Genomic DNA, 20,648 nt, shown 5'->3' with positions numbered 1-20,648 from the left:
ACTATTAAAATTACTTCTATTATTGATTCAAATGATTTTTAACTGCTCTTATAACCAATTCATGATCTACTTCTGGTGGTAATCCTGAGACTGTTATCATTCCAATAACCCCTACATTTTTTATTTGGATAGGAAAGCATCCACCAAACGCAGCATATTCCGAGCCATCTAAACGGTATTTTTCATGATATGGAACTCCGCTTATTTCACTTTCTATCTGCATATAATACGAGCTATGATTATGCAGGGAAACGACCCGTTTTTTACGCTCAATCCATTTCGTATTTTCCTCAGTTGTCCCCGTCATCTTGAAATGAAATAATTGCACACCATTTTTGGCTATATCAACAGCAATCAATTTCCCCTCTCGCTTTGCTGTTTCAACGATATATAAACCTAATTGCAAGGCATCTTCATTTGTAAAAGAGGAAAATTGAAGTGTTTCCTCCTCTATTAATATTTGTTTACTTATTTCACTCAAATTTGAAGTACTCATATCTTTAACCTCCCTAATTGTCTTATACCACATTGGCATTTTTTAGAATTACCAGATTCTATAGTACCGTGACGCTTGTTTTCTTCTTACTGGTGCTATTATGAATTATATTTAACACATTAAAAATGTATGTACTTTAAAGTGCTATAGGTACTAAACATTTAGTACAGGAATTGTCTATTTCTGTGATTAATTAGAATATATTAAGGTGTTTGCATTTTGCCTTGCTACAATGCCCTTGCGAAAAGATACTATATTTTACTTATGTGAATACAAAAAAAGCAAAGCGCCCAAGCTTTGCTTCTTACAGAATCCCTTTTATTTTTTCACAAATCAACTTCGCTAAATACTCATAACCTTGTGGTCCAAAGTGTAAACCGTCTTTTTCATCATCTTCTACAAATTTTTTATAATGCTGTTCTTGAATCATTTCAGCATACAAATTTTAAAAATGACTTCCTGTTTCTTTCGCCACTTCCTCAACCACGTCTGCATATTGGCCGAGTACTTCATTCGTTCTATTATGCTGTCTTTCTTCATCAACTGGTGCAGGACTAATAAGTAATACTTTTTCTGGTGAGATCGCACTTACAATTCCCTCTAAATTTTCTTTGTATGACTGTAATGGAACTGGATCAAATAACACCGAATCATTCGTACCGATAAAAACTGTTACAAAGTCTGGTTCATGCGATAATACATCCTCTTCAATCCTTTGTAGCGCATCGAGCGTATTATCACCCGGAACACCCGCATTAACCACTTTCCAATTTGGAAACATCTCTTGCAAACGTGGTGTTAATCTCGGTGTTCCATCAAAAAATATTTCATCAGCTGTAATACTATCGCCAAAGCATACTAACGTTTTCATTAATCTAGCACTCCTTTTACGTATGAAACAGCTTTCCTTCTATCGCTTTCATATATCTTTCAGCAGAACGTTCCACTGCCTCATTTGCATTTTCTTTTACTACTCGGTGAAAAGCATTATATAAACGATTAAATTGTAACGGTTTCACTCGATTCGCCATTTCCTCAACTTTTCTCGCCGGTAGTGGGATTAAGTTTGGATAGCTGTACATGAAGCTCACCCACTGTTGATCCGCTACAACTTGAATGATATCACCTGTTAATAATATACCTTTCCCATCATTTCCTTCTTCCCAATGTAATACAGAACCGCCACTAAAATGTCCTCCGAGACGATGCACAGTAATTCCATCTGCTAATTGTAAAGACTCACCAGTCCAATAAATAATACGACTACTCGGGCGCATAACCCACTCTTTATCGTCTTCGTGTATATAAATTGGTACATCAAATGTTTCTGCCCATTCTACTTGTGTTGAATAATAATGCGGATGAGATAGTGCAATTGCATCTAATCCGCCCCACTCTTTTACCTTCTCAATTGTCGTGTCATCTAAATAAGTAATACAATCCCATAACAAACGATATGACTCTGTTTTTACTACAAATGCTGTTTGACCGATCGCAAATTCTGGTTTTGTCGTAATACTATAAAGCCCATTTTCTTCTTCTATAATTTCATTTTTATATGTATCACTCGTTTGCAAGTTTTCTAAACTCGTCCAAGACTGCCCTTTCGGATTAATATATTGTCTCTCCTCATCACAAATAACACAACTTACCGGTTCTTCCACACTCGCTGCATACTGCACGCCACACGTTGTACAAACGAAATTATTCATAGTCATTCCCCTATCCCTTTAATTTTTTATTAAGCTGATATTTGTTGATAGTTTTCTGCTTTTTTATTTTCGATTACTAAACCTATTAGAGTCAGTAAATAGACAGCTGTAACTGACAATGGAATTACAATAAGTCCATTGTCTGCAAAAAGAATCCCGCAAACTGACGTCACAAATACGGTTCCTACTGACAATACACCATAACTTTTACTTTCATAAATCCATACGTACGGTACAAAATGAACACCTATTAACATTGCTACTACAAAAGGTAACCATTCTGGAAATTGAAAATATGCAAGTAACACTAACGGAATATTTAATACATTTATCCCACCAATTATTCCAGCTAAAGTCCCTAGCGAATTTCCTTTCGCAAACATATCAATTTTCAATATAGCAGCTATCATTAAGCCACAAGGAAATACACAACCCATACCAATTAAATACACCCACACAACTTGTTTTTCTGAAAGAAGAATACCCGTTACACTCGCTACAATCCAAAACAAAATACCAGCTATTATAACAGGAATTCCCCTCTTCGTTCTTTGTGCTAAATCTCGTTTTGCTTCTGCTATGTTCATTTCACTATCTCCCCCAAACTATTTGTACTATAAAGCCGGCTCAATTTCGTTCATCCAATAACACCAAGCTACTAAGTAATCTTCTAAATCTTTCGGGTGGTGTCTCAAACATGTATCTATACGCAAATATAAACCTATGACTATTTCCTCATATAAATCTCGTTCTTTTTTATGAAATATACATGGTTTTATCGCATAACCAATCACTTCTTTTGTTAAATCTTCCGGAGTTGAACAGAACGCGTAAATTAAATCATATAGAGGATCCCCTAACACTGGTAACGGATCTATCACGCCATATAACTTATTTTCTTGAAATATAAAGTTATGGAATCCGCAATCACCATGTAATAAAAATGGCTGATTTACTCCAGCGTCCCTATTTGCTAGTTTAAGAACAATTCTATAATGTTCCTCACTTATGTAACGTCTTACATTTTCATAAGCTTCCATCACATTTGCCGTTAAAAATTCATTCCAAGATTGAATCGGACTTTCTTTCCATCCCCAGCCTTCTGCCCCTGGAACCATTTTATACTTATTGATAACTTCTTTTACAAGTGTACGAAGCGTACTTCGTTTATATCCTTGTTTACACGAAGTATTACCTTCAAGGAAAGAATACACGAAATATGTATGTAAAGGTTCCTTATACAAAAGCTTTGAAAATAAACTATTCTCCTCATAAAATGAGAGAAAATTAGCTTCTTCACGTATTACTTCCGCTTCATTCAGCTTTACTACATATTTTTCGTCCAACAAATATACAGTACTTGTCGTTCCTCCGTTCAACGCTTTTACGCTATTTGGATCATGTGAAATAACTTTCTCCTTAACTAGTTGTGCAGCAATTATTGAAATGTCCATTCTCTCACCCTTTAATTCCGAAGATTCCCCCAATTCAAAAGACAACTTTACTATTATTTGACAATTGCAAGAGAATCCCTTCTAACATCTTAATATTGCAGAAATTAATTTTTATTTTATTAAAACGGCTTCCTTCAAGATTTCATCATATAATTCATTCCATTTATAATGATACGCTGCACTCTCTTCTACTCTAACAAACATCCTTTTATCGGATTCGTACTCACCGTCAAACTTATGCACTTCATTAATCTCCATCCGGTAGAACGGCTGATACCCTACTTTTGGATACGGACTATTTTCATTCCAATTTGGATTATCACTATGGTCAACGATAATATATCCAAATAAAGTACATTCTCCTTTTACATAACCTTCTTCCCACGCTTCTCTTTTAAAACATTCTTCTGGTAGTTCCCCTTCTTCTATATGCCCACCAGGAAAGTCCCAACCACGCTGCTCATGGTCTATCAGTAAAACCTTATTATTATGAAAACAAAAACCGTGAACACTCGTGATTCTTTCGTATTCTGGCAATATACAATCTTTTTTCCATGTTAACCTCACTTTTGATTCCCCATAATTTGCGCATATAGTTACCATTTCCCTCACTCCAAATGCTCTTCATTTAATCTAATAATCTCTATTGCACGATCTCTTTCTTTTAACTTACGAGCCAAACTTTCTACACCAAATACTTCTGTAAATGTGTGGCTTCCTACAATCAAATTGATGCCTTTAAATTTCGCATGTTGCACTGTATATAATGTTTTTTCTCCCGTTATGTACGTATCACAACCTTTTTCTAGCGCACGCTCAATAAGGTTTGTATTGTTTCCTGCACCTGTTAATATCGCAATCCGTTTTACTGGCCTGTCATGATTTTTCCAGCTCTTCACTTTCTCTTCCATTCTCTCTTCAAGTTTTTCAACTAAATTTGAAAACGGAATCGCTTCTTTATATTCTCCTATTCCCGGTAGCTCTTCTTCCTCATACGTGGAATATTCCAGTATTGTATCTATCCCAATTTCATTAAATAACGACGTACACGTGCCAAACTTTACAAAATCTAACGGCAAATGAATCCAAAAATGATTCATTTCATATTCTTTTAATTTCTCAATACAAGCCTCTTCCATACCGAATAGAAAACTCCACGGTGCATGATGTGTAACTATCATATCGACACCATTTCTATACGCTTCTTCAATTGTTTCTAGCGTCAAATTTGTCGTGTAACCTATTTTGTGAAATTCCTCTTTACTAATGTGAGTGAAGCCATACTCGTCATCACCGTATTTATTAAGATGCTCTTCAAAAAGTGATGTAATATGTTCTTTGAACTGCGTTATATTCATTTTCATTTCTCCTTTCATTTACTTTTATATTTCAAAAATAAGGAAATACTATTTAACGACGTTACATACATATAGGAGGACAATATGAAACCTGAATTTTTAAAAGCTATACATGAAGCGATTGGAAATGTTGAGCATATTCATATAGAAGAAAGTGGTGCAGATAGTTTACTCATTCATCACGATGATGCACAGCAATTAAAACAAGTTGCTGAAACGTTAGAAAACAATAATTTCCGCTCTACTATTAGAACAGCTGGGGATGCTTCGTATATTGAAGTGTTGAACAGGTAAGAAGAAGTCCAGGTTATATACTGGGCTTCATTCTTTTATATTGAAACTTCAAACTCTTTCACATACACCGCTGTTCCCGCAATATCTATTTGCAACTTCTCATTTTCTACATCTTTCGTTACATAAACCGTTACACGACCATCTTTATTTATTTCCTGTCCTTGCTCAACGATTAACTCCAATTCATGGTCAAAATCTTTCTCCAAATACGTCGCATAATACGCTCCCATTACACCTGAAGCTGTTCCTGTCACTGGATCTTCAATCGTTCCAGAATAAGGTGATGAAAAATGACGACCGTGCATTTGCACCTGTTCATCATAAGTTTCTAGACAAACTGGATGGATAGAAGCCTTAGGTATTTCTTTTAATACCGATGGAAACGCCTCATTTTTAGGTTTCATTCTTTCACATGCATCTAGATTTTTAATCGGTACAATTACAGTCCAGTTCCCCGTACTTCCATATACAATTGGTACACTTGCATCTAAATCAGTTACTTCTAACCCGATACTATGAGCTAATTCTTCTTTTGAACCTGCAAAATCTTTAAACTGAGGTGCTGCCTGCCTCATTTTAATAAAGGTTTCTCCATTTTCATTTGCACCTATTTGTATCGGTAAAATACCTGCCTTCGTTTCAATCGTAAGGTTTGTTTTTTCTTCTAATAAACCTCTTTCACGCAAGGCATATATAGTTCCAACTGTCCCATGACCACATAAATCCATTTCAAACCCTGGTGTAAAATAGCGCATTCTTATATCTGCTACTTCTGAAGAAAGAATGAAAGATGTTTCGTTAAATCCAACTTTTTCAGCAATACGCTGCATGTCCTCTTCCGTTAATCCATCCGCCTCTAATACAATACCTGCTGGATTTCCCATATTTGGTTTATTCGTAAATGCGTCGTAATGAAATACGTTTATAGTCTTCATTTTTTATCCCCTTAGTTGTTCGTTTCATTATTTTTATAATAAATAAGAAAATCTGCCCACTTACCATTCCCCATAGAAAATGCCTCTCTCGTACATTCAAATGAAAAACCAGCTCTTTCTGCAAGACGAATGGATGGCTTATTATCGATATGTATATGTAATTCGATTCTATGAAATTGAAGGCCATTAAAAAATAACGGCAGCGCAGCTTTTACACTTTCTACTCCGTATCCATTTTTCCAATGTTGATTATGAATAGAGTAACCCATCATTGCCCATTGATAGTCCATACGTAAAATTTTTATAAGTTCTAGCTTTCCAATATTGGCGCCATCTTCTTTCTGAAAAATACCTAACACATACATTTCATCCCGTCGTGCCGCCTCATCAAATCCTCTTATCCATTCCGTAAACCATTCTTTCGTTGAAGACGACATGTCATGATAGCCATCATCGTATTTATATTGAGATGGTAACCTCTTATTGAATCCATCTAACCAACTTTCATAATCCTCTTTTTGAAATGGACGAATAATCAGTCTCTCTGTCTCTACTTGTAATAGTGGCAGCTTCATTTATATCTCTTCCTTTAATTGTTAATTGAATATTCTTTATTATCTTACACAAAATACAAAATCTAGTAAATCATTATGTTTTTTATAAACAAAAATCCAGTTATGCTTTTTACATAACTGGATTCTTCATTATTTAATAACCTTTTATTTCACAAGAAAAACATCCCTTAATTCCCTCTTCAACACTTTCCCTAAAGCGTTTTTCGGTAATTCGTCCATAAATACAACTTCTGGTATTTTATAGCTTGCTAGTTTTTCTTTACAATGCTGAATAATCTCTTCTTCTGTTAAAGACGTTTGAATGTCCTTTACAATGTAAGCTGTTGGGACCTCCCCCCAAAAGTCATTTGGAATCCCAACTACTGCAACTTCTAAAACGCCATTTATTTCATGAATTACATCTTCTACTTGATCTGGATATACGTTGTCACCACCGCGTACGATAACGTCTTTATATCTTCCCATAATATGTAGAAATCCATCATCATCTATCATACCGGCATCACCCATGTTAAACCAATTATCTTTTACTACCTTCTTTGTTGCCTCTTCATTATTCCAATATCCTTTAAACATGTACGGGCTTTTCACGTGAATCTCTCCAACTTTATTTGTTGTTAGCTCATCACCTGTTTCTGGATGAACAATTTTCAGCTCTACATGTTTCAAAGTTTTCCCTACAGAAGACATTTTTTCTTTTCCCATATTTGGATGCCAAGAAGTTACTACCCAACCTTCTGTACTCCCATAACCTTGCACCATATATATTCCTTTTTCCATATATTTTTGGATAAGTGTTTCTGGCACTTTTGTACCACCACTTTGTGCTACTTTAAAGGTCGAAATATTGCGCTCTTTATTATCTAATTCATCAAGCATGTAACTATAAACAGCTGGGAACGCAAGCATCGTAGTAATTTTCTCTTCTTCAATCTTATCCCAAATAAGAGTAGGATTCGAATCAGCTAAAAAGACCATCGTAACGCCATGATAAATACAATTTAAAATAGAAAGCACGCCACTCATATGAAACAATGGGTGCACTGATAAAAAGCGTTCACCTGCTGGAATTTCTCTTTGCCCCGCAATTTCAGTAAAATAATGGTGTAAGTTTTTATGACCAATTACACATGCTTTTGCCTGTCCAGTCGTTCCTGAAGTAAATAAGTAAATGGCATCATCATCTTCATGAACTTCCACATTCGGCTCTGTTATTGGCTGTTCCTTTAATTTTAATTCAAATGAGCCAAATCCTTCTTTTGTCGTCTCAATTACATAAGGAATTTCTTTAACTCCATTAATCTTTAATACAACTTCACTAAATTCATCATCAATAACTAATACTTTTAATCTCGCTTCTTTTACAATCGATTCTAATTCATAAGCAGTAAGCTGATGATTAAGCGGAATAAATACCGCTCCAATTTTTAAGCTTGCCATCATAACGCTTGGAAACGGATGATTATTTTTGCATAGAATTCCTATACGATCCCCTCTTTCCACACCGGTATGTAACAAATAATGTGCAAGCTGATTTACTCGTTCATTATACTGCTGAAACGAATACCTTTTCTCTCCACAGATAAGCGCTTCCAAATTTGGTGACTGCATTGCTCTTTTTTGTAATAATTGTCGCATCGTTCTCAAGTAAAACTCCCCTTTATATATGTTAGGGTTTTTATTTTACCAGATTAATTATTAATTTACTAAAGATTAAACTTGGTGAATTTAAATGAAGTGAATCTTTAGTCGATGTGAGGTGTTCATCCCCACTGATTATTAGTCCACACCTTACGGGCGGTTAATGCGGGATAAACAAAAATAGCCATCTACTTAACAAGTAAATGGCTATTTCTCCTTATATATTAGAAAACTCCTTATTCATCACATATTTCACATACTCAGGTGCACTTTTGTCAATCTCTTCATCACTGATTTCATATTCCGCACCATATAAATAAAATGATGGTATAAATTCCATTCCTGTATATAAGCTCGTAGCGTGGAATGGTTTCGTTAATTCATCCATTGTAATTCCGCTATTTTTATAGTCTTTTTCTAACCCACCTATAGAAATAGCTACACCAAATTCTTTCCCCTTCACTTTATCCCCTTTTGATCCATAGGCAAATCCATATGTTAATACATCATCGAACCATTTTTTTAATAATGGTGGTGAGCTATACCAGTAGAGTGGAAATTGGAATATATATCGGTCGTACTCTACTAACAGCTTTTGTTCTTCTTCAATATTAAATTGCCAATTTGGTGCCACTTTATATAATTCATGCACCGTTATTTCATCTGGATATTTCTCAAGTTCTTCTACCCATCTTTTATTAATTCGAGACTTTTCAATATCAGGATGTGCTACAATTACAAGTGTTTTCATATATTTTCTTCCCCCTTATAAATAATTCAAACGCTTTAGTATTAGTATGAATGAGTCACATATAATTGAAAAGTACGTACTTTAAAGTGCTATAGGAACCTTAAAGTACCTTTGGAGGTGTTATATGAATCAAAATGATAATTGCCCAATCGCAACGACACTCGACGTGATCGGTGGAAAATGGAAAATTCATATTTTATGTGTTTTGGCGGATGGAAAAATGCGAACAAATGAAATAAAACGAGAAATTCCAAACATTACACAAAAAGTTCTCACACAGCAACTTCGGCAACTTGAGGCTGATGGGATTATCCATCGTACTGTATATCAAGAAGTACCACCAAAGGTTGAGTACACAATAAGCGAACATGGAAAATCTTTAATGCAAATTATGGATGAACTATTTGAATGGGGAAAAGACCATCAGATCAAAAGATTACATGACTAAAAAAACTACCAAATTCTTTACATACTAGTGGGAATGGCACATCACTATCAAGCTAACAAAAAGACCCTAATAAGAAAACCTTCATTTTTATAATCCATTTAAACTTTAGCTTGATAGTGATACGGCAAGACCCTAATAAAGAAATGTATTAAACAAATTAAAAACAACAACACATACGACTAATGTTAATAAGAAAATTATAGTCGCTGAATTGCTTACTTAATTTTGAAATCTAAACAGTTACCCTTTAAGCCAAGCTTAATAATATCGCTTTTGTACGATTATCTGTTACTTCATAATAAATTTCTAACCCTTTCCGAGTACCTGTAACGACCTTTGTAGCTTTTAGTTTAGATAAATGTTGACTAATTGTACTTTGAGGCATTTGTAATGTTTCATACATTGTCGTTACGTTAATAGGACCTTTTGCAAGCATTATTTTTACTAATGATAAACGGACAGGATGTGCTAATACCTTCAATACTTCAGTGATTTCTTCATACATTTCTTTCATATTTTTTCTCCCCTTTTATATATATATTAATGATATCCATATATATAATTCGAAAGGATATACGATTTTATGTCCGTCATTTTAAAAAAATGTTAAAAAATATCTTCAGATGGAAGGAATCTCCCCTCCGTTCAATATTCTATAGATTTTTCTTTCACTAAATATTATGTGGTAGGAGCTTTCCTTAATGAGACCCTCTGCCATTGTTCCCTTGCTGGTGCCCATTATTCCCTTGCGATCCTCTACCGTTGTTTTCTTGCTGATGCCCATTATTCCCTTGCGATTCTCTTCCGTTGTTCCCTTGACCATTCCCATTATTCCCTTGCGATTCTCTTCCGTTGTTTCCTTGCCCATTCCCATTATTCCCTTGCGATTCTCTTCCGTTGTTCCCTTGACCATTCCCATTATTCCCTTGCGATTCTCTTCCGTTATTCTCTTGCTGATGCCCATTATTCCCTTGTGATCCTCTACCGTTGTTTTCTTGCTGGTGTCCATTATTTTCTTTTTGTGGACCTCTACCGTTGTTTTCTTGCTGGTGTCCATTATTTTCTTTTTGTGGACCTCTACCGTTGTTTTCTTGCTGATGTCCATTATTCCCTTGCGATTCTCTTCCGTTGTTCCCTTGCTGGTTTCCATTATTCCCTTGGGACCCTCTGCCGTTGTTTCCTTGCCCATTTCCATTATTTCCTTGTGACTCTCTGCCGTTGTTTCCTTGCCCATTTCCATTATTTCCTTGGGACCCTCTGCCGTTGTTTCCTTGCCCATTCCCATTATTTCCTTGTGATCCTCTTCCGTTGTTCTCTTGCTGATTCCTATTATTTTCTTTTATTTGCTTCGGTTGTTGTTCCTTAGATTGCTTTTGTTCTATATGCTCTTTCTTCTCGTTGCTTTCTTCTTTTACAGGAGATGCGTCCGATGATGCATCAGAAGATGACTTTTGTTGTTCTTGATTAGACGGAGGTGCAGGTGGAGTAAGCGATTTTTGCTTCTCATTCTCTTGTTTTATATAAACGCCCGTTCCAACCCCTGCTTTCTTGGCATCCTCCCGCATTTGCATCGTACTGCTTTGATATTCAACTGTAATATGTTTTATCTCATACTCTTTCTTTAATTCTTGCATAGCCTTTTCCAACTGAGGTTCTAACGACTTGTCCTTTGTAACAGCTGTTAGCATAACTTGCTTATCATTCGTTAAGTACTTATCCTTTTGACTCTGCTTTATAATAGTACGTATTACGTCTTGCAGATGCTTATTTTCCCACCCTTTCATTTCTTTTAAAATACGCCTTCCATCATCATTACAAGCCCGCAAATCTATAACACGAAGATCTTCCGTTACGCTCGCCTCTAAACTTGGATTTATATCAACTGAGACATAAGCAAACACTTTTTCTTCCGGTTGATTGTAGAAAAACAGCAATACGCATAGAAAACCAGCAACAATTACTGTTGTAGGCTTTAAGAAAGGTGGCATTGAAAAACGCGGTGCTCTTTGCTCTTGTTCGTTAAACGAGATTTCCTCTCCAATCATGTAAGAGTGTACTTTTCTTTTAAACGTAATAAACTCTCCATTTGGAGTTAAAACAACTACGTTATGTTTCTTTATATCCATCACAATTCCTTTATTCATCATGCTTCTCCCCTCTTATATAATCCAGAATATATGTATAGTTGTTTGCAAAGATAATACACATCGCAATAATGTATTTTCGATGTCGCTCCAACGTTTTACGACTTACCCTAACACGTGGTTCAATATGTTTAAGGGGTAACTTTTTCTTTCGGAACAGCTCTTCCATCATTTTCTCGTATTTTATAATAATCTTTACAATTTCTATTAAGTGCTCACGCGTATCACGATGCTTAGGGGATTCCTTAGCAAGCTCTGAAAATGTGATTTTAAACTCAGCTAGCACACTTTGAAAATGAAGAATTTCCTCCTTACGGTTACTATTTTCCATCTCTTTCATATACTCCGTAAGCGATACTTGTATTTCTAATATTTCCTCTTGCTTATCTTCTTTTAAAAAGACAAGATTATGCTTAGACTCCTTGCGTATATAGTCAATTACATCTCTTTTTATAAGAAGATCAGCAAACGCTAGAAAAGATTTTCCTTTTTTATATGAATACTGTTCAATTGCTTCGTTAAACGCAAACAATCCAATACTATATTCATCATCCTGTTCTGTAATGTACCTGCGGCAGACAGACGAGATTGATTTTCTAATAAACGGCTGATACTGTACGATAAAAGCTTCCTTATCTCCTCCGTTGTTTTGTATGTTAAATACGATATCTTCTATTTTCGTTTTTTTTAAGATTTTCATTACTAAACTCAACACTAGTAATCTCCCTGCCTCCTTCTGCTTCAAATAGCAAAATGGCCACTAAACAAGTGACCATTTAACCACATTTTCTTAGTACTTTTCTTTGGGCTTGTCTTCTTGCTGGTGCTCATATTTTTCGAGGCCGACTTTTTATATGACTATTTTTTCCACTTGTACTAAAGTGAAGTCTGTATTTTGTATTACTTTCTTGTTTTCTTTTGCAATACCACTTGTTCTTCTTGCTCTTTTCTATTTTAGCTGCAATCTTTGAATAACTCTTCGCTATATTTTTGGTAATTTTAGCTTTTTCTTTCATTTATTTTCTTCTACTTATATATATTCGAAGGAACAAATAGTTTTATGGGGGTCAAAAAAATTTTTTTATAAAATAGTTATTTTTTCAAAAATAAAAACCATCAATTGGAAGAAACTCGTTATAACTCCTCCTTATGGTAATTCCTTTGTAAACCTTTTTATTTAAATGTACAATTGTATTAAAAGCCTAAAATTTCAGAATCGGAGGGCAGCGTCATGAAAAGTTTTGGTACGTTAGTAATCTCTACCGTCATTTCAGCAGGCTTAGTGTATTATAATATCGATTCCTTTTATAATAAATTTACATCCGGGAATACATATTACTGGGTAAACGGTATCCTAGCTGCTGGATTCTTTATATCCTTAATTATCAACATAAAAGATATCATCAAGAAAAACTACACAACTTCTGAATCAAATTAAGGAGCCTATTATGGTTCCTTTTTCTATGCAAAATAAAAAAGCAGCGCATTCGCTACTTTAAAATCTACATACTTCCCTTTTCTTTTGCTCTCTCATAAAGAACCGTGCGGCTTACACCTGTAACTTCACATATCTTCTTTACTGTAAACTTGTTTTCCTTTCGGTTTGCAAGCAGATCTAAAGCATGTTCCATATTAGGATTATCATCATCGTACTTCTTAGGGCGCCCTTTATAAACACCACGCTCTTTAGCTAGTTCAATACCTTCTCGTTGCCGCATTCGAATTAGGTCACGTTCTAACTGATTAACACCAGCCATTACAGTGAGTAGGAAAGTGCTGTATGGATTATCGCTTGTAGTATCAAGCCAATTGTCTTTTAACGACTTAATAGAAGCGCCTTTTTCTTTAATTGTTTCTATGATACATTTCATTCGCTAGATTGATAAGCATTTCAAATGCCATCCCACGGTTTCCGAGTCCCATTGTTATTCCTCTCTTTCTATTAAAAGGATTATTTTGTTAAAAAATTGATTCTAATTTATAACCTCTATCTTTTTCTTTTATTTCCCATTAAAATTGAGTAAAACTATTTTGATAACATAGGAGAAAGCTATGAAACATAACCTCAATCTATGGTCCTTTATATGCTCTTTGATTTGCGTTGGACTATTCCGTTTATATTTTGAAATTCCACTTGAATTATTCAAATTTTTCACGGATTCATTACACATTCACCCTTTATTTATATTACTAGTTTTAACAATAGGAACTTTTTTTGCTGGCATTATAGGATTTTCTAAGATGAATAATTGGATTGCGATGCTTAGGAGTGTAGCAACAGTCTTACTAACATTGTTATTATCAGTGTTTTTAACACTAACTTTGATTGTGGGTTATGCATTAAGTTAAACGTAGTTTTTTATGAGTAAAACTCAATATTCCGTCAATAATATAGATGACATTAGATTTTTCTCCTTGTTCCCCCTTGGAGATGAGCAGTTAGTTTTTGCTAACTGCTCTTATATTTATAACAAAGATAAGATTCTTTAGAATGATTCTTCTTTATTTCTCAATATAAGGAGCCTTGGATTTTCATTAAAACTCCTGTAGTATATGAACAAAGAGTAAGGTAAGAGTTACTCTTTGCCATTTTAGGAAAGGTTCTGTTGGAAACAACAGGACCTTTTTTCGTAAAGAGATGGTTTTGTTTAATTTCTCACCACTAACCACAAAAAATATCTTATAATCGTTATATACTAAATTAAAATAATGGATTAGGAGTAGATCAAATGCCAGTTACACTAGAACTTATTCTTTTCATTCTTCTAGCAATTAGCGCTATTGGCTATTTAGTAAAAGAATTTCAAAAAACTAGGAAAAGAACACTTGGAATTTCACTAGAATTCTTGGTTCTTTTCTGGTCAATATGGAGAATATCGACTATCATAATCTGATTTGTAAAACATGAATTCCTTCGAATAAAAATCAATATTATGTCCATAATGTTGATAGGCTGTATGCCAAAATCCATTTAGTTTTCTCTGTATCTCCTTGTATTGAGCAGTTAGTTTTTGCTAGCTGCTCTTTTATTTATGAAAAAAGATAAAAATTTTTATAATGATTCTTCTTTATTTCTCAATATAAGGAGCCTTGGATTTTCATTAAAACTCCTGTAGTATATGAACAAAGAGTAAGGTAAGAGTTACTCTTTGCCATTTTAGGAAAGGTTCTGTTGGAAACAGCGGAACCTTTTTTCGTGATTTAAAGGCACTAAGACAAAATGAAATATTTACCATGAAGGTAATTGTTAAATATTTTACGCTTATACAGTATAATGGGATAGTTATTGTGTATTGGCATTAAGAGGAGCGTCCTGATTAAGCGCTTCTCTTTTTTTATAAAATAGCTCCAAGTTACTTGGACACATTTACCAGTTTATTCAACACAAATATCATGTTAAAATCCCTTGTGAATACGACATAACTCAACTTGGCGAAGCCCTGTAATATTTCCTATAGGGCTTCTTTTTTTACAAGCAGTTATTTCATTACGCTGACTACCTTGTTGTGCAAAATAACGATTTTGTTCACTTTTTTGATACATTTATAAAACATTCATATGTTATCTTCAGTAAGTTCTATTTCCTTTATAATATTGTGTGAAGTATACCAACGAACGAAGCCTAAAAAACTCTAATGAAGTGATGAAAAAAACCTAATTTCTCTACAAAACATTGAGAAATTAGGCTTTTTAATAGAAAAAGTAGCATTCATAAACAATGAATACAGTTTAACTCTTCAATTCTATTTTCACAGATTCATATATTCTTCTAAAGTCAGTTTTTCCTTATATATATTTTCAGCAATATCTCCTACATAGCGAATATGCCAAGGTTCATATGCATAACCCGTAATACTTTCCTTCCCCTTAGGATAACGAATGATAAACCCTGCACGATGCGCGTTTTCTTTCAGCCATTTTCCTTCCTTCGTATTCGCAAAGGATAGCTCTAGTTCATTGTTCGCACTTTTAGAAGAAACATCCATCGTTAACCCTGTTTGATGTTCGCTATGCCCTGGCTTTGCAGAGAAGCGATCCGTATGCTCTTGCCCTTTCTTTTTAACATTGTTGGCATACAGACCTTTTTGATACTCATAGGAACGAAATCCTGAAACAGCATTCAACTGGATCCCATCTTGCTTAGCTAAAAGGAATAGTTTTTCTAACGCTTCCGCTGCTTCTTTACGAAGATGACTCTTTTCTACCGTTCCACTAAATGAGAACGGTACATTTGGTACAACTAAATCCTCTGGCATATAGTCTTCGGGTAAACCATATTCCTTATTTACTACAGCCTGTATACTAGCAAAGGAACTTGCTATCTTATTTGAAGTCCCATTTTGCTTACTATTTTTTTCTTTATTTATGGAGTTTTCACTAGTTTCATGGTTTGTCTTATATGGTTCTTTACCAATAGATATATTGGTGTAAATGATAAAGATACCTAACATTACTACTATACAAGTTAAGGTTCCTACTAATTTAAGTCTCATCATTCATTTCCTTCCTGCAACTCCTACTGTTACTCATTCATCATACTTCAACCATATCAAATCCATATTAATTCCCTGTGAACTTTTCTTCATAACGTATTCCTTAATAGATTGATAGTATATCTTCCCTTTCTTTTGGCACCCTTAAAAAATCAGCTCTATTCATACATGTAGAAAAATAATCTAAAAATTTGTATAATAAGATAAGAAGTGTAGCATTCTATTATAGAAAGGTCTTGGTATAATGCTAGGTATTGATGTCAAAAAAACAAAAGAAGAGTTAATTATTTCATGGCAATTTGCGGAGGTCACGATTCCATTACGTGATGTGATTGAGGTTACCGAAGATGCTACCTATGCGGGTGTTGAAGAACCAAGTGCAATCCGTATCGGAACAGCATATGGGACAACTGATCGTATATTAATTAGAACTGTAAAACAAAATTATGTATTATTTACTACGAATAAAGTGTCGATTTTAAACACAATTCACGCGTAACAATGAGTAGATAAACGCGCTTAAACAAAGTTCAAGTGAAATAAAAAGGTGCAAAGTCATAGAATTGACTTCGCACCTTTTTTAAAACAATCTATATGAATGAAAATTCCCTTTAACATTTCAGTAAGGCCAAAGCCACTTCTGTCACACCATACTACTTTGTGTCCCATTTATCTAAATTGAAGAGATAACGCTCTCTTTTTTTGATAAAATTATCTCTATAATGATAGCAAGAAAGGATTTGTTGCTTTATCACGGCAGAAAAAACACAGTTTGTAAAAAAAGAGCATTATATCCCCCAGTTCTCTATGAGACCTTTTGAAATAGCTAAGGGATTTTGTCTCACAGTGAATTTAGAAGCTGACACTTTAGAAGCTAAGGAAAAGAAAACAGGGAATTATTACAACAACTCAAAAATAAGCAACTAGATTAAAATACTGTAAATAGGACTAAATTATTAACATAAAAGATAAGCACATCTTGTAAAAAAACAGATGTGCTTATTTTTTAATTTTTATGCATTTTTACGTTTTAGGAAAATCACTCCACCAACAATTAACAATAATGCACCTGCAGCCATAGAGATCCAGCTTGTAAGGTCAGCGCCTGTTTGCGGTAACCATCCAATTTTAGATTGAATTTCTTTCTTAGGTTGTGGTTGCTCTTTTACTTGCTCTTTAGGTTGCTCTGATGTTGGAGTATTTTTATCTTGATTCGGCTGTTCTGGTTTTGGTTGTTCCGGTTTTACCTCTTTAAATTTCACCGTTTGACCCTTATCTTCGATGTCAACGTGAATAGCAACCAAGACATTATCTTGATACAATTCTTCAAACACTACCACTTCTTTACCTTGTAATGCAGATGCATTAAATGTGAAATCGAGTGTGATAGAACCATTTTTTTCTTTTGCAGTAAACTTAGATTCTACTGTTACTTCTTTATCATCAACTAATAATGGTTTTTTTGTTGCTTTATCCATTAGTTTGCCTTTTACAACGTACTCTTTACCCACGATTAAGTCTTTGTATTCCACTTTATCTTGGATTGTTACAGATTTAGAAGCGTCTAACTCTTTAGAACCATCAGCTTTGTTTGTAGCTGTTGTTTTAATGGAAGGCTCTACAAATCGAACTGTTTGACCTACATCGTTAATGTCAGCGTGAGTTGCAATTACTTGACCTTCATGCAATAAGTCTTCAAACACAACTACTTCTCTTCCTTGCTGTTCAGCACCAACGAAAGTAAAGTCTAATGTTACAAAACCATTCTTTTCTTTTGCAATGAACTTAGTCTCTGCTGTTATTTCTTTACCATCAATTAATAATGGTTTGTTAATAGCTTTGTTCATTAATTTACCTTTTACAGTGTACTCTTTACCAACAACTAAGTTAGTATACTCTACTTTATCTTGAATAGTGATAGAATCCTTTGAATGAATCTCTTTTCCACCATCAGCTTTGTTTGTAGCAGTTGTTTTTACTGATGGCTTAACGAACTTAACTGTTTGACCTTTATCATTGATATCAGCATGTGTAGTAACAACTTTTCCGTCTTTCAGTAACTCTTCGAATACTACTACTTCTTTTTCTTCTAAACCAGTTGCATCAAAAGTGAAATCTAGTGTAATAGAACCATTTGCTTCTTTTGGTGTAAACTTAGTTTCAGCAGTTACTTCTTTACCATTTACAACTAATGGTTTATTAGTCTCTTTATCCATTAATTTACCTTTTAAAGTGTACTCTTTACCTACTTGTAGGTCTTTGTATTCCACTTTATCTTGGATTGTTACAGACTTAGAAGTGTGCATTTCTTTTGTACCATCGGTTTTATCAGTAGCTGTTGTTTTTACTGATGGAATCTTTTCATCTTTGACAATATGTTTAATGATTTGACCATTCTCTTTGATCTCAAAAGAGAATATTTCTTCATTCAATACATAACCTTTTGGTGCAACAGTTTCTTTATATGTGTATTTTCCAAATGGTAACTTTTCAAACTTCGCGATACCTTTATCGTCTGTTTTCCCTTTAACTACTTCTTTTCCTGCTTCATTATAAATAGTAAACTCTGCATTCGGAAGCTTATTGTTTCCATCAGCTACATCAACTTTTGTAATTTCTAGATCACCTTTGATAAGATGATTAACTGCTAATAGCTCAATAATTTTCCCGTGTTCCTTTATTTCGAACACAATTGGTTCTGTAATAAGAACGTAACCATTTGGAGAAGCCTTTTCTACAAATGAATATTTACCATACGCTAAATCTTTGACGTTAACTTCACCATTTTTATCTGTCTTATATTCCCCAATTACTTTCCCGCTTGCATCTTTTAGCTCGAATACTGCACCTTCTAATTTTTTACTGATATCTTCATTATCTACTTTTAGTAATTTCACACTACCTTTCACTTCTGTATTTTCCACTGTAAAAGTAAGTGTTTTATTGTGCTCTTTAATTTCAAAAGGATACTTTGTTTTATTTCCAATATATCCATTAGGTGTTTTTTTCTCTAAGAAATAATATTTACCATACGTAAGACCATCAACATTTGCAATTCCATTTTCTTTTGTTACTACTTTTTTCACTTCTTTTCCATCTTCAGTAAAGACCGTGAATTCAACATTAGGCAACATCTTACCTGAATCACTAAGTTTTTTTATTTCGATGTTACCTTTTACTTTGTTGTTTACTACTTGAACAGCTCCTATTTCCCCTGTCTTAACTTCAATAGTTTGTGGTTTATCACCTGAAACATAACCTGTTGGTGCTTTAATTTCTTTTACTGTGTAGGTACCAATTGGTAGGTTATTTAATTCTGCAGTACCATCAGCACCCGTCGTGATTTTTCCAACTGATTCATTATTTGCATTAAAGACTTCAAATACTGCACCAGCTAATATTTCTCCATTTTCCCCAACCTTTTTAATTTTTAAAGAACCAGCAGCTTCCCAATTTACTGCAAGGTCACTACTAAGCTTTTCCTCATTTCTTTCTAGTAGCACTGTAGCATTCTGAACAGTATCAGTACCGCGATAAGCAATTGCTTGAACTTTAGTTAAATTTGCAGCAACACTTAGATTAAATTCACCTGTTTTTGTATCTTTAGGAATTTGGATACGAAATTTTTCCCCAAGTGAAAGCTGATCTTTCACTTCTCCATTTTCACTAACAATTTTAACTCCATTAGGTGCATTTTTCGCTACTACTTTATAAGAACCACTCTTAGCATTTGTTTGTACTGTGTATAGGTTTGTTTCAAAAAACTCACCCTTTAATTCTGCCTTTTGCTTTTCAGCAGGAATCACATTCATAAAAATATCTTGAGTATCTTCACTTGTATTTGCAGCATTAATAATTGTCTTAGCCGCTTTTTCAACATTTTTATTTTCATGCTTTAATTCATTTACATCAAGTTGACCTAATGCATTCCAAACCGCAAGCTGAGTTGCATAATGTGCTTCATTCTTATTAGCTACTCCCAGTTGTTCTATACTTTTTTGTGGGAAACCATTTAATAGAACCCTATATACTACATTATCTGTTTTCCCCATTTCAGGAAGATCTTCACCATTTGGTGATTTTAAACCTAGAGTTAAACAATAAGCAATTTGACCGCTTGAATTTTTGATAATTTCAGTTCGGATATCCTTTCCTAAACTGTTGCTATAACTCCAGTTCATTGAATACTTTTCATGCGTCATAACCTCCGCATTTGCCTTCGGTAGAAACACATTAAAGAATAATGCTAGTACTGATAATAATGCAAAAACTCTTTTAACAACTCTTTTCCCCAATTTTAAAACCTCCCTAGATAAAATGAATCTGATGAATTATTCAAATATTTAA

At 34.2% G+C, this 20,648-nt stretch carries 20 protein-coding genes and 3 pseudogenes; 5 read left to right on the top strand and 18 right to left on the bottom strand.

The features are described from left to right. Positions 1-19: 19 nt before the first annotated feature. From AC0IXC_RS00675 to AC0IXC_RS00645, 7 genes and pseudogenes are all read right to left on the bottom strand, one after another. A complete protein-coding gene (locus tag AC0IXC_RS00675; protein WP_002033314.1) occupies positions 20-496 on the bottom strand; it encodes a heme-degrading domain-containing protein in 477 nt (158 codons plus the stop codon). A gap of 304 nt (positions 497-800) precedes the next feature. Then, positions 801-1,367 (bottom strand): annotated as a pseudogene (locus tag AC0IXC_RS00670) (SGNH/GDSL hydrolase family protein). A gap of 16 nt (positions 1,368-1,383) precedes the next feature. Beyond that, entirely contained in the window at positions 1,384-2,208 is an 825-nt protein-coding gene (locus AC0IXC_RS00665) for an MBL fold metallo-hydrolase (RefSeq protein WP_002033312.1), read from the bottom strand. A 29-nt stretch (positions 2,209-2,237) separates the two neighbouring features. Continuing rightward, the gene (locus tag AC0IXC_RS00660) at positions 2,238-2,795 is read right to left on the bottom strand and encodes a DUF7010 family protein (RefSeq protein ID WP_002033311.1); all 558 of its coding nucleotides are present in this window, start codon (positions 2,793-2,795) and stop codon (positions 2,238-2,240) included. Positions 2,796-2,822: 27 nt separating this feature from the next. After that, positions 2,823-3,662: a phosphotransferase gene (locus tag AC0IXC_RS00655; RefSeq protein ID WP_326997152.1), complete on the bottom strand. Its 840-nt coding sequence runs from the start codon at positions 3,660-3,662 to the stop codon at positions 2,823-2,825. Positions 3,663-3,773: 111 nt separating this feature from the next. Next, positions 3,774-4,265, bottom strand: coding sequence for an NUDIX hydrolase (locus AC0IXC_RS00650; protein ID WP_002014049.1), 492 nt, complete (start codon positions 4,263-4,265; stop codon positions 3,774-3,776). Between the two features lie 5 nt (positions 4,266-4,270). Beyond that, complete coding sequence (locus AC0IXC_RS00645) at positions 4,271-5,020, bottom strand: Nif3-like dinuclear metal center hexameric protein (protein ID WP_002137368.1); 750 nt, start codon at positions 5,018-5,020, stop codon at positions 4,271-4,273. A gap of 84 nt (positions 5,021-5,104) precedes the next feature. On the opposite strand from AC0IXC_RS00645, the gene AC0IXC_RS00640 reads away from it, so the two are divergent. Beyond that, the gene (locus tag AC0IXC_RS00640) at positions 5,105-5,314 is read left to right on the top strand and encodes a hypothetical protein (RefSeq protein WP_000801639.1); all 210 of its coding nucleotides are present in this window, start codon (positions 5,105-5,107) and stop codon (positions 5,312-5,314) included. Between the two features lie 35 nt (positions 5,315-5,349). Here AC0IXC_RS00640 and AC0IXC_RS00635 read toward each other — a convergent pair whose 3' ends face one another. From AC0IXC_RS00635 to AC0IXC_RS00620, 4 genes are all read right to left on the bottom strand, one after another. Then, entirely contained in the window at positions 5,350-6,249 is a 900-nt protein-coding gene (locus AC0IXC_RS00635; protein ID WP_471652447.1) for a PhzF family phenazine biosynthesis protein, read from the bottom strand. Between the two features lie 11 nt (positions 6,250-6,260). After that, on the bottom strand, positions 6,261-6,824 hold the full coding sequence (locus AC0IXC_RS00630) for a GNAT family N-acetyltransferase (protein ID WP_471652446.1): 564 nt from the start codon (positions 6,822-6,824) through the stop codon (positions 6,261-6,263). A gap of 144 nt (positions 6,825-6,968) precedes the next feature. Further along, positions 6,969-8,471 (bottom strand): class I adenylate-forming enzyme family protein, encoded by a 1,503-nt coding sequence (locus AC0IXC_RS00625; protein WP_340776556.1) that lies wholly within the window; start codon positions 8,469-8,471, stop codon positions 6,969-6,971. 211 nt (positions 8,472-8,682) lie between these two features. Then, entirely contained in the window at positions 8,683-9,216 is a 534-nt protein-coding gene (locus AC0IXC_RS00620) for an NAD(P)H-dependent oxidoreductase (protein WP_471652445.1), read from the bottom strand. A 124-nt stretch (positions 9,217-9,340) separates the two neighbouring features. Between AC0IXC_RS00620 and AC0IXC_RS00615 the strand changes: the two genes are divergently transcribed. After that, on the top strand, positions 9,341-9,664 hold the full coding sequence (locus AC0IXC_RS00615; RefSeq protein ID WP_002033301.1) for a winged helix-turn-helix transcriptional regulator: 324 nt from the start codon (positions 9,341-9,343) through the stop codon (positions 9,662-9,664). 247 nt (positions 9,665-9,911) lie between these two features. Here the strand turns inward: AC0IXC_RS00615 and AC0IXC_RS00610 are convergent, their stop codons facing one another. From AC0IXC_RS00610 to sigI, 3 genes are all read right to left on the bottom strand, one after another. After that, positions 9,912-10,178 carry an ArsR/SmtB family transcription factor gene (locus tag AC0IXC_RS00610; protein ID WP_000661861.1) on the bottom strand — a complete coding sequence of 89 codons (267 nt, stop codon included), beginning with the start codon at positions 10,176-10,178 and terminating at the stop codon, positions 9,912-9,914. 184 nt (positions 10,179-10,362) lie between these two features. Continuing rightward, positions 10,363-11,808, bottom strand: coding sequence for an anti-sigma factor domain-containing protein (locus tag AC0IXC_RS00605; protein ID WP_471652444.1), 1,446 nt, complete (start codon positions 11,806-11,808; stop codon positions 10,363-10,365). Further along, on the bottom strand, positions 11,801-12,523 hold the full coding sequence (gene sigI / locus AC0IXC_RS00600) for an RNA polymerase sigma factor SigI (protein ID WP_471652443.1): 723 nt from the start codon (positions 12,521-12,523) through the stop codon (positions 11,801-11,803). The genes AC0IXC_RS00605 and sigI overlap by 8 nt, the downstream gene beginning before the upstream one ends. A gap of 516 nt (positions 12,524-13,039) precedes the next feature. On the opposite strand from sigI, the gene AC0IXC_RS00595 reads away from it, so the two are divergent. Beyond that, on the top strand, positions 13,040-13,246 hold the full coding sequence (locus AC0IXC_RS00595) for a hypothetical protein (protein ID WP_215589990.1): 207 nt from the start codon (positions 13,040-13,042) through the stop codon (positions 13,244-13,246). Between the two features lie 64 nt (positions 13,247-13,310). Here AC0IXC_RS00595 and AC0IXC_RS00590 read toward each other — a convergent pair. Further along, positions 13,311-13,670, bottom strand: a pseudogene (locus tag AC0IXC_RS00590) (recombinase family protein); the annotation flags it as partial. Next, positions 13,663-13,731: pseudogene (locus AC0IXC_RS00585) on the bottom strand (Holliday junction resolvase RecU); the annotation flags it as partial. The pseudogenes AC0IXC_RS00590 and AC0IXC_RS00585, both read right to left, overlap by 8 nt. 129 nt (positions 13,732-13,860) lie before the next feature. On the opposite strand from AC0IXC_RS00585, the gene AC0IXC_RS00580 reads away from it, so the two are divergent. Beyond that, positions 13,861-14,157 (top strand): hypothetical protein, encoded by a 297-nt coding sequence (locus AC0IXC_RS00580; protein WP_002142559.1) that lies wholly within the window; start codon positions 13,861-13,863, stop codon positions 14,155-14,157. Positions 14,158-15,557: 1,400 nt separating this feature from the next. Here the strand turns inward: AC0IXC_RS00580 and AC0IXC_RS00575 are convergent. Next, positions 15,558-16,301, bottom strand: coding sequence for a M15 family metallopeptidase (locus tag AC0IXC_RS00575; protein ID WP_033709884.1), 744 nt, complete (start codon positions 16,299-16,301; stop codon positions 15,558-15,560). A gap of 244 nt (positions 16,302-16,545) precedes the next feature. Between AC0IXC_RS00575 and AC0IXC_RS00570 the strand changes: the two genes are divergently transcribed. Continuing rightward, positions 16,546-16,800 (top strand): SunI/YnzG family protein, encoded by a 255-nt coding sequence (locus AC0IXC_RS00570; RefSeq protein ID WP_471652442.1) that lies wholly within the window; start codon positions 16,546-16,548, stop codon positions 16,798-16,800. Between the two features lie 514 nt (positions 16,801-17,314). On the opposite strand, the gene AC0IXC_RS00565 is transcribed toward AC0IXC_RS00570, so the two are convergent. Then, complete coding sequence (locus AC0IXC_RS00565) at positions 17,315-20,596, bottom strand: VaFE repeat-containing surface-anchored protein (RefSeq protein ID WP_471652441.1); 3,282 nt, start codon at positions 20,594-20,596, stop codon at positions 17,315-17,317. Positions 20,597-20,648 lie beyond the last annotated feature (52 nt).

The organism is Bacillus sp. AC266, assembly GCF_979253805.1.
The sequence above is the reverse complement of the archived record's forward strand: the minus strand, read 5'-3'. Positions and strand labels throughout refer to the sequence as shown.

What these genes read in the sequence shown, in the direction of transcription:
- AC0IXC_RS00630 (WP_471652446.1), bottom strand. Translation starts at nt 6,824, where the DNA reads ATGAAGCTGCCACTATTACAAGTAGAGACAGAGAGACTGATTATTCGT.
- AC0IXC_RS00580 (WP_002142559.1), top strand. Translation starts at nt 13,861, where the DNA reads ATGAAACATAACCTCAATCTATGGTCCTTTATATGCTCTTTGATTTGC.
- AC0IXC_RS00660 (WP_002033311.1), bottom strand. Translation starts at nt 2,795, where the DNA reads ATGAACATAGCAGAAGCAAAACGAGATTTAGCACAAAGAACGAAGAGG.
- AC0IXC_RS00655 (WP_326997152.1), bottom strand. Translation starts at nt 3,662, where the DNA reads ATGGACATTTCAATAATTGCTGCACAACTAGTTAAGGAGAAAGTTATT.
- AC0IXC_RS00675 (WP_002033314.1), bottom strand. Translation starts at nt 496, where the DNA reads ATGAGTACTTCAAATTTGAGTGAAATAAGTAAACAAATATTAATAGAG.
- AC0IXC_RS00650 (WP_002014049.1), bottom strand. Translation starts at nt 4,265, where the DNA reads ATGGTAACTATATGCGCAAATTATGGGGAATCAAAAGTGAGGTTAACA.
- AC0IXC_RS00665 (WP_002033312.1), bottom strand. Translation starts at nt 2,208, where the DNA reads ATGAATAATTTCGTTTGTACAACGTGTGGCGTGCAGTATGCAGCGAGT.
- AC0IXC_RS00615 (WP_002033301.1), top strand. Translation starts at nt 9,341, where the DNA reads ATGAATCAAAATGATAATTGCCCAATCGCAACGACACTCGACGTGATC.
- AC0IXC_RS00640 (WP_000801639.1), top strand. Translation starts at nt 5,105, where the DNA reads ATGAAACCTGAATTTTTAAAAGCTATACATGAAGCGATTGGAAATGTT.
- AC0IXC_RS00620 (WP_471652445.1), bottom strand. Translation starts at nt 9,216, where the DNA reads ATGAAAACACTTGTAATTGTAGCACATCCTGATATTGAAAAGTCTCGA.
- AC0IXC_RS00570 (WP_471652442.1), top strand. Translation starts at nt 16,546, where the DNA reads ATGCTAGGTATTGATGTCAAAAAAACAAAAGAAGAGTTAATTATTTCA.
- AC0IXC_RS00645 (WP_002137368.1), bottom strand. Translation starts at nt 5,020, where the DNA reads ATGAATATAACGCAGTTCAAAGAACATATTACATCACTTTTTGAAGAG.
- AC0IXC_RS00635 (WP_471652447.1), bottom strand. Translation starts at nt 6,249, where the DNA reads ATGAAGACTATAAACGTATTTCATTACGACGCATTTACGAATAAACCA.
- AC0IXC_RS00605 (WP_471652444.1), bottom strand. Translation starts at nt 11,808, where the DNA reads ATGAATAAAGGAATTGTGATGGATATAAAGAAACATAACGTAGTTGTT.
- AC0IXC_RS00595 (WP_215589990.1), top strand. Translation starts at nt 13,040, where the DNA reads ATGAAAAGTTTTGGTACGTTAGTAATCTCTACCGTCATTTCAGCAGGC.
- AC0IXC_RS00610 (WP_000661861.1), bottom strand. Translation starts at nt 10,178, where the DNA reads ATGAAAGAAATGTATGAAGAAATCACTGAAGTATTGAAGGTATTAGCA.
- AC0IXC_RS00575 (WP_033709884.1), bottom strand. Translation starts at nt 16,301, where the DNA reads ATGAGACTTAAATTAGTAGGAACCTTAACTTGTATAGTAGTAATGTTA.